Raw genomic sequence first — 15,046 nt, forward strand, 5'->3', positions numbered from 1 at the left:
TTATGGAGTTCTGCAATTCACCCCCGCGCCTCGGCGCGGAAATGGGGGTCCTTGCATGCTCACGCGCGCGCTCCTGCTCAAGCTCTCTAGGGGAGCCAAGCCGGCCTATCTCGATGCCTTCGACCAGGGCGCCGCCCTGCTCAAGCAGCACGACCTGATGACGCCGCTGCGGCTGGCCCACTTTCTGGCGCAGGTGTTTCACGAGACGGACGGGCTCACCGTCACGTTCGAGAACATGAATTATCGGGCCCCGCGGATCCTGACGATCTTCGGCGTGGGTCACCACTCGGCTGCCGTTCGCCCGGCCGAGGCGGAGATGCTGGCGGGGCATCCGGAGGCCCTCGCCGAGCGGGTCTACGGCCTCGGCAATCCGCGCAAGGCGCGAGAGCTGGGCAATACGAAGCCCGGCGACGGTTATCGCTATCGCGGCGGCGGGCTGCTCCAGACCACCGGCCGCGCCGCCTACCGCAAGCGGGGTCAGGAGATCGGCGTCGATCTGGAGAATAAGCCCGAGCGCGTCCTCGATGCCGACGTGGCGCTCCTGCCGGCGCTCGGCGAGTGGGCCGAGGGCCAGCTCAATGATGCGGCGGACGACGGCGACATCGGGCGGATCACCCGGCGCATCAACGGCGGCTTCATCGGCCTTGAGTCGCGCAAGGCGTGGCTGGCGAAGATCTATCCTCTCCTCACCGGGGACGACGGCGCCGAGGCCTGGAAGGATGCCCGCCCCATGGGCGACGTGCGCGAGCTGCAGGAGGCCCTCAACCAGCTCGGCGCGGACCCTGTGCTCCATGTGGACGGCCTCTACGGTCCGGCCACGGAGGCGGCGGTGAGGGTGTTCCAGCGCAGCCAGAAGCTGAAGGTCGACGGGATCGCGGGGCCTGCAACCCGCGCCGTCATCGCCCTGCGGCTCTCGACCCGCGGATAGCGCAGCGCCCCCCAAAAGGCCCTGCTCGTGCTGCGGTGCACGGTATTTTCCGCCCCCGCGCCGGATCGCCGCGCGTCATGCGTGGTACTTGATTGGCATCAATACAAGGAGCAAGGTGCCGGCATATCCTTATAACAATGAGGATCTGCCCCCGTCGCGATCCCGTCTGCCGCCGCAGGGTTCGGAATGACCTACGACTCCTTTTTCGCCGACGCCATCGACGCCCTGCGCAAAGAGCGCCGCTATCGTACCTTCGCCGAGATCGAGCGCGACGCCGCGCACTTCCCGCGCGCGGTATGGCACTCGCCGGGCGGCCCGCGCGACATCGTGGTGTGGTGCTCCAACGACTATCTCGGCATGGGCGCCCACCCCGACGTGGTCGATGCCATGTGCAACGCGGCCAAGGCCCGCGGCGCCGGCGCCGGCGGCACCCGCAACATCTCGGGCAACAGCCACGAGATCGTGATGCTGGAGCGTGAGCTTGCCGACCTGCACGGCAAGGAATCGGGCCTCGTCTTCACCTCGGGCTACATTTCCAACGCCACCGGCATCTCAACCATCGTCAAGCTGATCCCGGACTGCGTGGTGCTCTCCGACGAGCTGAACCACAATTCCATGATCGAGGGCGTGCGCCACGGCGGCCGGCAGAAGGCCATCTTCCGCCACAACGACCTCGGCCATCTGGAAGAGCTGCTGAAGGCCGCTGGCGACCGGCCGAAGCTGGTGGCGTTCGAGAGCGTCTATTCCATGGACGGCGACATCGCCCCCATCGCCGGCATCTGCGACCTCGCCGAGCGCTACGGCGCGATGACCTATCTGGACGAAGTCCATGCGGTGGGCATGTATGGCGAGCGTGGCGGCGGCGTCGCCGAGCGCGACGGCGTCATGCATCGGGTGGACGTGATCGAGGGCACGCTGGGCAAGGCCTTCGGCGTGGTCGGCGGCTACATCACCGGCAAGCGCCTCATCATCGACGCGGTGCGCTCCTACGCGCCGGGCTTCATCTTCACCACCGCTCTGCCGCCGGCCATCGCCGCGGCGGCCACCGCCTCGGTCAAGCATCTGAAGACCTCGCAGGCCGAGCGCATCGGCCAGCGCACCCAGGTGGCCAAGGTGAAGGCGGCGCTCGCCGCCGCCGGCCTGCCGCAGATGGAGACGCCCACCCACATCGTCCCGGTGATGGTGGGCGACGCCAAGGCCTGCAAGATGGCGAGCGATCTGCTGCTCGCCGAGTACGGCATCTACATCCAGCCCATCAACTACCCCACCGTGCCGCGCGGCACCGAGCGCCTGCGCATCACCCCCACGCCCTTCCACGACGATGCGCTGATCGCCCATCTCGCCCGGGCGCTGTCGGACGTGTGGGAGCGGCTGGAGCTGCCCTACGCCGACCGGGTGGCCGAGCGGACCGCCTCGCGCAGCAATGCGCTCGGCCCGGCGCCGATCCCGCTGCCGGTGGCCGGCGGCTGAGCCGCACCCCCTCCAAAACTGAAAAGCCCCGGCTGGTCCGGGGTTTTTTCGTTTCAGGCGGTGTTGCTTCAAGCGGTCTGGCTTCAGGCCGTCCGAGCCGGCGTGCCGATGGCCTTGCCGTCGGGCCCGAAGAAGGGGTGCGGGCCGGAAAAGCTGCCGATGAAGCTGCGGTGGGTCACGAGCCGGCCCTCGGCGAAGCGGTGCAGCGACAGGCTCGGCGGCTCCATGTGGAAGGTGGGCGGCGCGGCGGGATCGAGCGCCAGGCTCACCGAATGGGCCGGCGCCGGGCCGATGGTGGCGGCGATGCCGGCAAAGCTGGTGGTCACCGCCCGATGCACGTGGCCGCAGGTGAAGGCGACGACCTGGGGATGGCGGCGCAGCACCGCCTCCAGCGCCGCGGCATCGAACAGGTTCTGCACGTCCATGTGGCGGATGCCGGTGAGGAACGGCGGGTGGTGCGCGGCGACCAGCGCCGGCCGGTCCGGCGCCGCGGCAAGCGCGGCATCGAGGAAGGCGAGGCCGTCCTCACCCAGCTGGCCATGGGGCCGGCCGAGGACGGTGGAATCCAGCATCACCAGGCGGAGCGGAAAATCCTCCACCACATAGTTCACACGCGCCCCGGCGCAGCGCGCCGCGATCTGCGGGAAGGCCGCGAGCAACCCGGCGGAGCTGTCGTGGTTGCCGGGAATGGGGAAGAGCGCCGCCCCGAGCGGCGCGGTGATGGCGTGGAAGCGATCGTATTCGCGCGGGTCGTCGAAGTCGGTCAGGTCGCCGGTGACGATCACCGCGTCAGGCGCGGGGTCGAGGGCGAGGATGTGGGCGACCGCCGCCTCCAGATAGGCCGCCGTGTCCACCACCCCATAGGCGAGGTCGCCGGGGCGGCGGATGTGCGTGTCGGTCAGTTGGGCGATGAGCATGGGGATCAGACCAGGGTGCAGCGCGCGGGATCGATGACGAGGCCCATGGCCTCGCCGGGCGTGAGGGCGAGGTCGGCGGGGGCTTCGGCGATGAGGCGGACGCCGTCGCCGGCTTCCAGCACCACGCGCTGGCGCGGCCCCTGGAATTCCACCTGTGCCACCCGCGCCACCAGCCCCGCGTCGACCGGGCTCACCAGCCGCACCGCCTCGGGGCGGAACAGAAGGCGGGCGTCGGGGCGGTCGGAAGCCGCCACCGGCACCACGCCCGCGGCGGTCTCGAAGCGGGCGTTGCGCACGCGGCCGGTGAGGCGGTTGGTGATGCCGACGAAATCGGCCACGAAATCGTCCGCCGGGCGGAAATAGACGTCGCGCGGCGTGCCCACCTGGGCGATGGCCCCGTTCCGCATCACCACGATGCGGTCGCCCAGTGCCAGCGCCTCCGCCTGGTCGTGGGTGACGTAGACCGCGGTGATGGAGAGGCGGCGCAGCAGCGCGTCGATCTCGCTGCGCAGATGCTCGCGCAGGGCGGCGTCGAGGGCGGTGAGCGGCTCGTCAAGGAGCAGCACGCGCGGGCGCACCGCCAGCGCCCGGGCGAGGGCCACGCGCTGGCGCTGCCCGCCGGACAATTGGTCGATGCGCCGCGCGGCGAGGGCGTCGATGCGCATCATCTCCAGCACCGCGCCGGCCTGCGCCCGCCGCGCCTCCCGGGCGATGCCGCGCACGCGCAGGCCGTAGGCCACGTTGTCGATGACGCTCATGTTGGGGAACAAAGCGTAGGACTGGAACACCATGCCCACGTTGCGCTTCTCGATGGGCAAATGGGTCACGTCGGCGCCGTCGAACAGGATGCGGCCGCCGGCGTCCGGCGCCTCCAGCCCGGCGATGAGCCGCAACAGCGTGGTCTTGCCGCAGCCCGAAGGGCCGAGCAGCACCAGCGTCTCCCCCGCGGCGACGGTGAGGTCCACCGGCGACAGGGCCCGGGTGCCGTCCGGATAGGTCTTGCCGCAGCCGGCGACGGTGACGGCGGCACCCTTCATCTGCGGATCGGTCATCGGGCACCGGTGGCCGGGCGGCCGAACAGCTGGAGGGCGACGAGGAGGGGAACGATCATGACGAAGAAGACCAGCGTGTAGGCGCTCGCGATCTCGAGGCGCATGGAGGCATAGCTGTCGGCGAGGCCCACCGGCAGCGTCTTGGTCAGGGGCGTGTGCAGCATCCAGGTGAGGTTGAACTCGCCGATGGACAGCGTCACCACCATGAGCGCCCCGGCGAGGATGCCTCCGCGCGCATTGGGCACCACCACATGGAAGAAGCGCTGGAGCGGCGAGGCGCCGAGGGAGGCGGCGCCTTCCTCCAGCGTGCGCACGTCCACCGCCGCCAGAACCGCCATCACCGAGCGCAGCATGAAGGGCAGGGTGTAGAGCACGTGGCCGGTGAGGATGAAGAGCGGGCTCATGCGGAATTCGCGCACCGCGCCATAGGCGAGGATCAGGGCCAGCGCCAGCGCGAGGCCGGGGATGGCCACCGGCAGCGTCACCACCTCTTCCAGCAGCCGCGACAGGCGCGAGGGCCGGCGCGCCAGCGCCCAGGCGGCGGGCACGCCGATCACCAGCGTGGCGCAGAGCGTGCCGAGGGCGATGGCGATGGAGAGAAGGATGGTGTCGGCATAGAGCGCCAGCACCTGCGCCACCCAGTCCAGCGTCAGGCCGGAGGAGACACCGCGGAAGTAATTGACGGTGAAGCCGGCCAAAATGGAAGCGCCGGCCGGCACCATGAGGAAGGCGCAGGCCAGCAGCGTCACGAAGAGCTGGAAGGCGAAGGTGAGGCGGTGGGGGCGCAGCGCGGGTGTCATGGCGTCACCCCGCTGCTGCGACGCCGGAGCCGGCAAGATTGCGCGCCAGCGCCAGAACCGCCCAGGTGATGAGGCCGAGGGCGAGGGAGAGCGCGGCGGCGGTTGGGAAGTTCGCGGCGAGGGTGAACTCGGTGTAGATGGTCATGGCCAGAACGTCGATGCGCGTCGCCAGAGTGAAGGCGGTTCCGAACGCCCCCATGGCGGTGGCGAAGGCGATGGCTCCGGAGGCCATGAGCGCCGGGCCGATGCCCGGCAGGGTCACGTCGCGCAGCACCGCGATCCGTCCGGCGCCAAGGGAGCGGGCGGCCTCTTCCAGCGCCGGATCGAGCTTCTCCACCGCCGCCATGAGGGTGACCAGCACCCGCGGCAGGGAGAAATAGACGTAGCCCGCGAACAGGCCGGCCATGGAATAGGCGAACACCCAGCGGCCCATGCCGAGCCCCATGGAGAGGCTGGCGATGAGCCCCTGCCGACCGGCCAGCAGGATGATCATGAAGCCCACCACCACGCCGGGAAAGGCCAGCGGCAGGGTGAGCAGGGAGACCAGCAGCGCCCGCCCGGGGAAGCGGTTGCGCGCGAGGAAGAGGGCCACCACCGTGCCGATGGCGAGGGTCGCCGCCGTCACCGCCGCCGAGAGGCCCAGCGTCGCGAGCAAGGTGGCGAGGTGGCGGGGATTGGTGAGGATGGCGAGATATTCCGCCATGCCGTTCGGCCCCGAGCCGGCGACGCCCACGAGCCGCACCATGGGCAGAGCGAAGAAGGCCGCCACGAACACGAGGAGCGGCAGTAGGAAGAGGCGGGCGAGGCGATCGGCGCTGGTCATCGGGGTCCGCAACGGGGTTGGAAAGGCCCGGCGAGGGGCCCGGGGGATCGACTCATGCTGGACTGAAGGGCCTTCCCCTTCAGACATACTCTTTTTCGCCGCCACCCTCCGGCTTGACCAGAGCGCAACGTTGGGAACTGCCCTTCGCTCCCCACTCCCCGTCATGCTCCGGCGTGACCGGAGCATCCATGCCGCCGCCAGAGACCGGCGACGGGCGGAGCGATGGGCCCTCCGGTCGAGCCGGAGGGCGACGGCGGGGAAGGGCCCCGCAATCAGAAGCCCCCGTGATGCGTCGGGGCAAGCCCCCGCGCATCCGAAACAACCGTCATGCTCCGGCTTGACCGGAGCATCCATGCCGCCACCGGGGCCGGCGACGGGCGGAGCGATGGGCCCTCCGGTCAAGCCGGAGGGCGACGGCGGGGAAGGGCCCTGCCCATCGGAAGCCACCGTCATGCGTCGGGGCAAGCCCCCGCGCATCCGAAACCACCGTCATGCTCCGGCTTGACCGGAGCATCCATCCCGCCACCGGGAGCCGGCGCCGGGCGGAGCGATGGGCCCTCCGGTCAAGCCGGAGGGCGACGGCGGGGAAGGGCCCTGCCCATCGGAAGCCACCGTCATGCGTCGGCCAAAGCCCCGCGCATCCGAAACAACCGTCATGCTCCGGCGTGACCGGAGCATCCTTGCCGCCGCCGGGAGCCAGCGCCGGGCGGAGCGATGGGCCCTCCGGTCGAGCCGGAGGGCGACGGCGGCCGGTCACTTCACCGTGGCGAGATAGGCCTCGGAGAAGCCCTTCTGGGCGGCTTCCATCTTGGCGTAGTCCACCGGCTTGGCGCGGGCATAGTCGGCGGCGGGCAGGAAGCGGCTCGCCACCTCCTTGGGCAGCTCGATGGCCCGCGCCGGGCGCAGGTAGGCCTTGGCCCACATGGCTTGGCCCTTGTCGGAGAGGACGTAGTCCAGCATCTTCTTCGCCGCCTCGGGGTGGGGTGCGCCCTTCACCATGGTCATCACGTAAGGCACCACCACCGTGCCCTCGCAGGGGATGACGAAGGCGAAATCGCCCTTCTCCGAATATTTGGCGCGATAGGCGTTGAAGTCGTAGTCGAACAGGATCGGGATCTCGCCCGAGACCACGCGGGCGTAGGAGGTCTGCTTCGGCACGATGGGCTGGTTGGCCTGAAGCTTCTTGAAATAGTCGACGGCCGGCTTGAAGTCGTCCAGCGAGCCGCCCATGGCGCCGTTCACCGCCACTGCGCCCACGTAGCCGACGAAGGCGGAGGTGGGATCGAGATAGCCGACGAGGCCCTTGTATTGCGGCTTCAGCAGGTCGGCCCAGCAGGCCGGCACCGGCGCGCCGCCCAGCGCCTCCTTGTTCACGAACAGGCCGAGGGTTCCGGAATGGATGGTGAACCAGTTGCCGTCCTTGTCCTTCAGCCCGTCCGGGATGTCGGCAAAGCCCTTCGGCTCGTAGGGCTGGGTGACGCCGGCGTCCTTCGCCTTGATGCCGAAGGTGACGCCGAGATAGGCGACGTCGGCCACCGGGCTCGCCTTCTCGGCGATGATCTGGCTGAGGGACTGGCCGGAATTCTTGTTGTCCTGCGGAACGTCGATGCCGAGGTCGGCCTTGATGGCCTTCAGCATGGCACCCCAGTCGGCCCATTCGGGCGGGCAATTGTAGCAGATGGCGTCGGCCGCCCGGGCCGGCTGGCCGGCGAAAGCGAGCGCGGCGAGGGCGCCGGCGGCGAGGAGGCGCGCGGCGAAGCGCGGGAGGGCGGGACGCGTCGTGCCGGGTCGGGTCTGAAGGGTGAGCATGGCGTGCCTCACGGGGTTGGAGCGGAAGAGGGGGAAGGGGCGCCGTCGGCCCGTGGCCGGCGATCGGCGGGCGCGGCGGCAAGGGTGCCGCCGGGCCGGATGGCGAAAGGCAGGCGCTCGACCCGCGGGGCGGCGCCGCCCTCGATCATCTCGAACAGCATGTCCACCGCCCGCTCCCCCATGGGGCGGGTGGGGGTGTCCACGGTGGCGAGGGTGGGGCTCATGGCCCGGCCCAGCGCGATGCCGTCGAAGCCGGCGACCGACACGTCCCGCGGCACCTTCAGGCCGAGGTCGCGCAGGGCGCCGATCACCGAGAGGGCGAGCAGATCGTTGGAGCAGAGCGCCGCGGTGGGCGGCGCGCTGGAGGCGAACAGGCCGGCGAGGGCCTCGGCGTGCCCGGGAGCCTCGCCGAGATAGTCGAGCTCCAGCGGGGCGGAGGCCGCGAGCCCGGCGGCGGCCATGGCGGCGCAGTGGCCCTCATAGCGCCGGCGGGAGCGGTCGGAGGTGGCGAAGCGCCCCGCGAGATAGGCGATGCGCCGGTGGCCCGCCGCGATCATCGCTTCGGTGAGGGCGAAGGTCGCGGCCGCATTGTCCACGCAGACGGCCGCCCGGCCTTCGCCCTGCGGCTCGTTATGGACGAGCACGTAGGGAATGTTCTCGGCATCGAGAAGGTCGAGGGTGCCGTTGCGATCCGCATCGGCCACGGTGAGCACGAGGCCCGCCACGTTCTGCGCCACCAGCGTTTCCACCAGTTCCGCCTCGGCCCCCGGATCGTAATCGGTGGCGGTGAGCAGAAGGGTGTGCCGGCGGGCCCGCGCCGCCGCCTGCATGCCGGCCACCGAGGCGGCGAAGACCGGATTGGTGAGGCTCGGGATGAGCACGCCGAGGGTGCGGGTGCGCAGGGTCTTCAGCGCGCGGCCGATCTCGCTCGGGCGAAAGCCCAGCTCGGCGATGGCGGCGTTTACGCGGGCTTCCACATCCGCGCTGGTGGGTGCCGAGCGGTTGATGACCCGGCTCACCGTAGCGATGGAGCAGCCGGCGCGTTCCGCGACGGTCCTGATGGTGACGATGCGCGCCATGATCGGATCCCGGCCGGTCCCCGCCAAAGGGGTGTAACCGTTTTCAGATCTTTAGGCACGGCGCGCGACAGGCGTGTGACGCAGAACGGTAGCGCGCGCCGGGGAGGGGACCCGGCGCGCGTCAATGGCTGCTGATGGAAGGTCGCGAAACGGGACAGCGGGCGTGCCGAGGCACGCCCGCTGCGGGGAAGGGATGATCAAGGGCGGCGAGATCCCTTCCTTCCATGAGCCTTCCGCGCTGTCATGCGGCGGAGGCGATGCGCAGGCTGCGGCCGCGGCGTCTGCGGTGTCCCGCTGGGCCGGGGCGAGCGTCAGCCGTCCCATGCGCTCACCATGGTCCGGCACCTTTGCTCGCCGCGGTCGCTGCATGTCCGAACAAGTCCCGTCCGGACAATTTTGTGTCGCAATGTTGCTCGATGGCCGTGGGCAACGCTTGGAAGCAGGCGGCCGTGCGGGCGAGGCGCCGGCCCGCTAGCATCGCCTGGAAAAGGAGCAACCGGTGCAGCAGGACGGCCCGCATATCCTCGTCGTCGACGACGATCACGAGATCCGCAAGCTTCTCGGCCGCTATCTGGCGGGGCAGGGCTTCCGCGTGACCACGGCGGCAGACGGGCGCGAAATGGAGGAGAAGCTCGCCACCCAGCGCATCGACTTCGTCGTGCTCGACCTGATGCTGCCCGACGCCTCGGGCCTCGATCTGTGCCGCGCCCTGCGGACACGCTCGCGCGTGCCGGTGATCCTGCTGACCGCGCTGAAAGAGGATGTGGACCGCATCATCGGGCTGGAGATCGGCGCCGACGACTATCTCGGCAAGCCGTTCAACCCGCGCGAGCTGGTGGCGCGGATCCGCGCCGTGCTGCGGCGGATCGGGGCGCCTGAGCCCCCCGCCGCGTCCGCCCGCGCCTTCCGCTTCGGCCGCTTCCGCGCCGAGCCGGAGCTGCGCCGCGTCACCGACGACGACGGTAACGAGGTGATGCTCACGGGCGCCGAGTTCGACCTGCTCATGGCGTTCATCGAGCGGCCGGGGCGCATCCTTTCCCGCGACCAGCTGCTGGACATCACCCGCGGCCGGGAGGCCGGGCCGTTCGACCGCTCGGTGGACGTGCTGGTCAGCCGGCTGCGCCGCAAGCTCGGCGACCAGGGCTCGTTCCAGCTTCTGAAGACGCTGCGCAACGGCGGCTATCAGCTCGCCGTGCGCGTCGATACCGAGGAGGTGTCGTGACCACGCTGCGCGCCCAGGTCACCGCCATCCTGGTGGTGGCGGTGCTGGTGGTGATCACCCTGGCCAACGGCGCATCCTTCTTCCTCTCGAATCCCGACTGGCACTCGATCACCGCCGGGCCGGCGCCGGTCGTCGTCGAGGCGGCGGACCTCGCCGCTGCCGTGCCCGTCGGTATCCCCGCGCCGGGGCTCTCGGCCGAGCGGCCGGCGGGCGAGATCGACGAGATGGCGACGCGCCTGCTGGCTGAATCCCTCGAGCGGTTCGGGCGCCCGCTGCGCGCGGTGGTGCTGAGGCCGACCGGCGGCGGGCCGCCCCTGACCGCTGTCCACCTCGCCAACGGCCGCTGGCTCACACTGAACGGCGCCACGCGCCCGCCACCGCCTCCGGGGCCGCCGGGCGGCCCGTTCGGCTTCGCCGTGTGGCTCGCCTTCATGGTGCTCGGCGTGACCGGCGTGGTGTTCCTCGCCGTGCGGCGCCTCACCCGGCCGCTGGCACTGGTGGAGGAGGCGGCGCGCCGCATCGGGCCGGACGGCGAGCCGCCGGTTCTGCCGGAACGCGGCCCGGCAGAGGTGCGCGCGGCGGCCGCCGCCATCAACCGCCTGTCGGCGCGGCTGAAGGCGGCCATGGACAGCCGCATGCGCATCGTCGCCGGTGCGGCGCACGATTTCCGCACCCCTCTCACCCGCATGCGGCTGCGGGCCGAATTCATCCCCGACGACGAGGAGCGGACCGAATGGCTGCGCGACCTCGCCGAGCTCGACCGCATCGCCGACAGCGCCATCCGCCTGGTGCGCGAGGAGGTGGAGGGCGGCCCCGAGGAGGCGGTGCGGATGGATCTGCTGGCGGCGGAAGTGGTGGAGGAAGTGGCCGGCATCGGGCATGCGGCGCGGCTGGTCTCCAGCATGCCCGTCGGCGTGCGGGGCCGGCCGCTGTCGCTCAAGCGGGCGCTGCGCAATCTGGTGGTCAACGCCGCCACCCACGGCGGCGGCGCGCGGGTGAGCGTCGGGACCGAGGGCGAGGCGGGGGTGCTGCTGATCGAGGATGACGGCCCCGGCATTCCCGAGGCGCTCATGGGGCAGGTGTTCGAGCCGTTCTTCCGGGTCGATCCGGCACGGCAGGTGAAGATTCCCGGGGCTGGCCTCGGCCTCGCCATCGCCAACGAGATCGTCGGCCGCCATGGCGGCCGGCTCACCCTCGTCAACCGGCCGGGCGGCGGCCTGCTCCAGCGGGTGGAACTGCCGGCTGCACCGATCGAGGCCTGAAACCGGATCCGGCCGTGCGAAAGACGGCCGGGGAGGTCTCCTGCCCGCGGGATCAGCGCGTGGGGACGGGCTTCTCGCCGCGATAGTCGTAGAAGCCGCGCTGCGTCTTGCGGCCGAGCCAGCCGGCCTCGACGTACTTCACCAGCAGCGGGCAGGGGCGGTACTTGGAATCGGCGAGCCCCTCGTGCAGCACCTGCATCACCGCGAGGCAGGTGTCGAGGCCGATGAAGTCGGCGAGCTGCAGCGGCCCCATGGGGTGGTTGGCGCCGAGCTTCATGGCACGGTCGATGGAATCGACGCTGCCGACGCCCTCATAGAGGGTGTAGATGGCCTCGTTGATCATCGGCAGCAGGATGCGGTTGACGATAAAGGCCGGGAAATCCTCCGCCACCGCATAGGTCTTGTTGAGCCGGGTGACGAACTGCTTGGAGCTCTCGAAGGTGTCGTCGTCGGTGGCGATGCCGCGCACCAGCTCCACCAGCTCCATCAGCGGCACCGGATTCATGAAATGAATGCCGATGAAGCGCTCCGGCCGGTCGGTGGAGGCGGCGAGGCGGGTGATGGAGATGGACGAGGTGTTGGAGGCCAGCATGGCCTCCGGCTTCACCACGGCGCACAGGCCGGAGAAGATCTTGCGCTTCACCTCTTCCCGCTCGGTGGCGGATTCGATTACGAGGTCGCAGTCGGCGAGGTCGTCCACCGCCTCGGCCGCGATGATGCGCGAGAGCGCCGCCTGGCGGTCGGCCTCGGAGACGGTGCCTTTGGACACCTGCTTGGCCATGTTGCCGTTGATCGTGGCGAGGCCGGAGCGGATGCGGTCGGGGTCCGCGTCGTTGAGCACCACGTCATAGCCGGCGAGGGCGCAGACGTGCGCGATGCCGTTGCCCATCTGGCCAGCGCCGATGACCCCGACCTTCTTGATCTCGAGCGGCATGTTTCTCTCGTTTCGCCTTGCTGCCGGGAGGAGAGGGGCCGGCGCCCCTGTGGCGGCGGCCGGGCCGGACCCGGCCGCCTTCCTTTTAGCCTATCCTTTGGCCTTGGCGAGTTCCGCCTTCAATTCCGGGATGACGGTATTGATGTCTCCGACGAGGCCGTAGTCGGCCACCTGGAAGATGGGGGCCTCCTCGTCCTTGTTGACGGCGACGATGACCTTGGAGTCCTTCATGCCGGCGAGATGCTGGATGGCGCCGGAGATGCCCAGCGCGATGTAGAGCTCCGGGGCCACCACCTTGCCGGTCTGGCCCACCTGCCAGTCGTTCGGCGCGTAGCCTGCATCCACCGCGGCGCGCGAGGCGCCCACCGCCGCGCCGAGCACGTCGGCGAGCGGCTCGATCAGTTCCGCGAACTTCTCCCGCGAGCCCACCGCGCGGCCGCCGGAGACGATGATCTTCGCCCCGGTCAGCTCGGGACGGTCCGAGGCGGCGATGCTCTCCTCCAGGAAAGCCGAGAGCGCCGGATCGGCCGCCGCACCCACGCTCTCCACCGCGGCGGAGCCGCCCTCGGGCGTCGCCGCGAAGGACGCGGTGCGCACCGTGACCACCTTCTTCGCGTCGCCGGACTTCACCGTCTGCAGCGCGTTGCCGGCATAGATGGGCCGCTCGAACGTGTCCGGCGCCACCACCTTGGTGATGTCGGACACCTGCATCACGTCCAGCAGAGCGGCGACGCGCGGCAGCACGTTCTTCACCATGGCGGTGGAGGGGCCGACGATGGCGTCGTAGGCCGGCGCCAGCGACACGATCAGCGCCGCCAGCGGCTCGGCGAGCCGGTGGGCATAGAGCGCGTCGTCGGCGAGCAGCACCTTCTCGACGCCGGAGAGCTTCGCCGCGGCATCGGCGACGGCCCTGGCATCCTTGCCAGCCACCAGCACGTGCACCGGCCCGCCGATGGCGGCGGCGGCGGTCAGCGCCTTGGCGGTGACGCCGTTGAGGGCCGAATCGTCGTGTTCGGCAATGAGCAGAACGGCCATCAGATCACCCCCGCCTCGTCCTTGAGCTTCGCCACCAGCTCGGCCACCGAGCCCACCTTCACGCCCGCCTTGCGGCCGGCGGGCTCGGCCGTCGACAGCACCGTGAGGCGCGGCGCCACGTCGACCCCGTAGTCCGCCGCGGTCTTCTCGGCGATGGGCTTCTTCTTGGCCTTCATGATGTTGGGCAGCGAGGCGTAGCGCGGCTCGTTGAGGCGCAGGTCCGTCGTGACGACGGCCGGGCCGGAGAGCTTCACGGTCTGCAGGCCGCCGTCGATCTCGCGGGTGACGGCGACGCCGCCCTCCTCGAGGGCGACCTTGGAGGCGAAGGTGCCCTGCGGCCAGTTGAGCAGCGCGGCGAGCATCTGGCCGGTCTGGTTGCAGTCGTCGTCGATGGCCTGCTTGCCGAGGATGACGAGGCCGGGGGCTTCCTCGCCCACCACGCCCTTGAGGATCTTGGCCACCGCGAGGGGCTCCACCACGCCGTCCACCTTCACCAGGATGCCGCGGTCGGCGCCCATGGCCAGCGCGGTGCGGATGGTCTCGGACGCCTGGGCCGGGCCGATGGACACCGCGATCACCTCGGTGGCCTTGCCCGCTTCCTTCAGCCGCAGGGCCTCCTCGACGGCGATCTCGTCGAACGGGTTCATCGACATCTTCACGTTCGCAAGCTCGACACCCGAGCCGTCCGACTTCACCCGGACCTTAACGTTGTAATCCACCACCCGCTTAACGGGCACCAGGATCTTCATAGAGGCGTGCTCCCCGTTCCCGAAATAACGACCGGCAGTCGAAAAATCCTACCCGCCGTCATGACTTCCGCTTGTTCCCTGCGATGCAGCATTTCTTGCGGGCCGGCAACGTAGGAGGGGGCCGAAAGCGTGTCAACGCTCGGTTCTGCGCTGTGCCGAAACGCTCGGGACGCCGGAGGGATCGCGATCGAACAGCGCGACGCCGGGCCGGCGCATGACCACCACCAGCACGGCTCCGGCGAGAAAGCCGCCCACATGGGCCCACCACGCGGTCTCCTGATCGGCGCTGGTGGCGATCTGCCAGATCTGCAGCGCGAACCATGCGCCGATCACCCAGGCGGCCGGGACCCTCAGGGGAATCTTCATCAGCACCAGCGCCCAGAGCCGGATGTTGGGATGCAGCACCAGATAAGCCGAGATCACCCCCGCCACCGCTCCCGAGGCGCCCACCAGCGGCACCTCCGAGCCGGGGTCGGCCGCCACATGGGCAAGGCCGGCGGCGATGCCGCACAGGAGATAGAAGGCGAGGAAGCGCCAGTGGCCCATGGCGTCCTCCACATTGTCGGCGAACACCCACAGGAAGGCCATGTTGCCGAGGAGGTGCAGCCAGCCGCCGTGCAGGAACATGTAGGTGACGAGGCTGAGTGCCGCCGGCAGCCGCTCGTAGCCCTCGGGCAGCACGGCCTCCCCCGTCACCACCGCCGGAATGGTGCCGTAGGCGAGCACCCCGGCCTCGCTGACCTCGCCGAAGGCGCCATGCTGGAGCGCCACGAAGACGAACAGGTTGAGGAGAAGGAGCCCCCAGGTGACGTAGGGGCGCTCCACATGCTCAAGGGGATTGCTGTCGGCGAGGGGGACGAACATCGGGCGATCCGCGGGTCCCGCCCGGAAGCGGCGCTCTCCGTCCTCGGGTCCCGTATGGAAAGCTTAGTGCGTTTTCGTGCGGCATGGATACCGCTTCGCGCG

At 70.3% G+C, this 15,046-nt stretch carries 14 protein-coding genes; 4 read left to right on the forward strand and 10 right to left on the reverse strand.

Annotated features, from left to right (window positions below):
• Positions 1-55 precede the first annotated feature (55 nt).
• A complete protein-coding gene (locus tag ABLE93_RS11270; protein WP_348839894.1) occupies positions 56-928 on the forward strand; it encodes a peptidoglycan-binding protein in 873 nt (290 codons plus the stop codon).
• Between the two features lie 186 nt (positions 929-1,114).
• Positions 1,115-2,398, forward strand: coding sequence for a 5-aminolevulinate synthase (hemA, locus tag ABLE93_RS11275; RefSeq protein ID WP_348839895.1), 1,284 nt, complete (start codon positions 1,115-1,117; stop codon positions 2,396-2,398).
• A gap of 83 nt (positions 2,399-2,481) precedes the next feature.
• On the opposite strand, the gene ABLE93_RS11280 is transcribed toward hemA, so the two are convergent.
• The 6 genes from ABLE93_RS11280 to ABLE93_RS11305 all read right to left on the reverse strand — a co-directional run bounded on the left by ABLE93_RS11280 (position 2,482) and on the right by ABLE93_RS11305 (position 8,878).
• Complete coding sequence (locus ABLE93_RS11280; protein WP_348839896.1) at positions 2,482-3,315, reverse strand: phosphodiesterase; 834 nt, start codon at positions 3,313-3,315, stop codon at positions 2,482-2,484.
• 5 nt (positions 3,316-3,320) lie between these two features.
• Positions 3,321-4,367, reverse strand: coding sequence for an ABC transporter ATP-binding protein (locus ABLE93_RS11285; RefSeq protein ID WP_510183011.1), 1,047 nt, complete (start codon positions 4,365-4,367; stop codon positions 3,321-3,323).
• Entirely contained in the window at positions 4,364-5,167 is an 804-nt protein-coding gene (locus tag ABLE93_RS11290) for an ABC transporter permease (RefSeq protein WP_348839898.1), read from the reverse strand. Before ABLE93_RS11290 ends, ABLE93_RS11285 begins: the two co-directional genes overlap by 4 nt.
• 4 nt (positions 5,168-5,171) lie before the next feature.
• Positions 5,172-5,990: an ABC transporter permease gene (locus ABLE93_RS11295; protein WP_348839899.1), complete on the reverse strand. Its 819-nt coding sequence runs from the start codon at positions 5,988-5,990 to the stop codon at positions 5,172-5,174.
• 753 nt (positions 5,991-6,743) lie between these two features.
• On the reverse strand, positions 6,744-7,799 hold the full coding sequence (locus tag ABLE93_RS11300; RefSeq protein WP_348839900.1) for an ABC transporter substrate-binding protein: 1,056 nt from the start codon (positions 7,797-7,799) through the stop codon (positions 6,744-6,746).
• Between the two features lie 8 nt (positions 7,800-7,807).
• Positions 7,808-8,878, reverse strand: coding sequence for a substrate-binding domain-containing protein (locus ABLE93_RS11305; protein WP_348839901.1), 1,071 nt, complete (start codon positions 8,876-8,878; stop codon positions 7,808-7,810).
• 499 nt (positions 8,879-9,377) lie between these two features.
• On the opposite strand from ABLE93_RS11305, the gene ABLE93_RS11310 reads away from it, so the two are divergent.
• Together ABLE93_RS11310 and ABLE93_RS11315 are read left to right on the forward strand one after the other, a co-directional pair.
• The gene (locus ABLE93_RS11310; protein ID WP_348839902.1) at positions 9,378-10,100 is read left to right on the forward strand and encodes a response regulator; all 723 of its coding nucleotides are present in this window, start codon (positions 9,378-9,380) and stop codon (positions 10,098-10,100) included.
• Positions 10,097-11,362, forward strand: a complete 1,266-nt coding sequence (locus tag ABLE93_RS11315) for an ATP-binding protein (RefSeq protein ID WP_348839903.1) — start codon at positions 10,097-10,099, stop codon at positions 11,360-11,362. Before ABLE93_RS11310 ends, ABLE93_RS11315 begins: the two co-directional genes overlap by 4 nt.
• A 52-nt stretch (positions 11,363-11,414) precedes the next feature.
• Here the strand turns inward: ABLE93_RS11315 and ABLE93_RS11320 are convergent, their stop codons facing one another.
• The 4 genes from ABLE93_RS11320 to ABLE93_RS11335 form a co-directional block, all read right to left on the reverse strand.
• Positions 11,415-12,296 carry a 3-hydroxybutyryl-CoA dehydrogenase gene (locus ABLE93_RS11320; RefSeq protein ID WP_348839904.1) on the reverse strand — a complete coding sequence of 294 codons (882 nt, stop codon included), beginning with the start codon at positions 12,294-12,296 and terminating at the stop codon, positions 11,415-11,417.
• A gap of 90 nt (positions 12,297-12,386) precedes the next feature.
• Complete coding sequence (locus tag ABLE93_RS11325; RefSeq protein ID WP_348839905.1) at positions 12,387-13,331, reverse strand: electron transfer flavoprotein subunit alpha/FixB family protein; 945 nt, start codon at positions 13,329-13,331, stop codon at positions 12,387-12,389.
• The gene (locus ABLE93_RS11330) at positions 13,331-14,080 is read right to left on the reverse strand and encodes an electron transfer flavoprotein subunit beta/FixA family protein (protein ID WP_348839906.1); all 750 of its coding nucleotides are present in this window, start codon (positions 14,078-14,080) and stop codon (positions 13,331-13,333) included. Before ABLE93_RS11330 ends, ABLE93_RS11325 begins: the two co-directional genes overlap by 1 nt.
• A 132-nt stretch (positions 14,081-14,212) precedes the next feature.
• Entirely contained in the window at positions 14,213-14,944 is a 732-nt protein-coding gene (locus tag ABLE93_RS11335) for a rhomboid family intramembrane serine protease (protein WP_348839907.1), read from the reverse strand.
• Positions 14,945-15,046: the final 102 nt, after the last annotated feature.

This window comes from Xanthobacter pollutisoli (assembly GCF_040044995.1).
Taxonomy (GTDB): domain Bacteria; phylum Pseudomonadota; class Alphaproteobacteria; order Rhizobiales; family Xanthobacteraceae; genus Xanthobacter.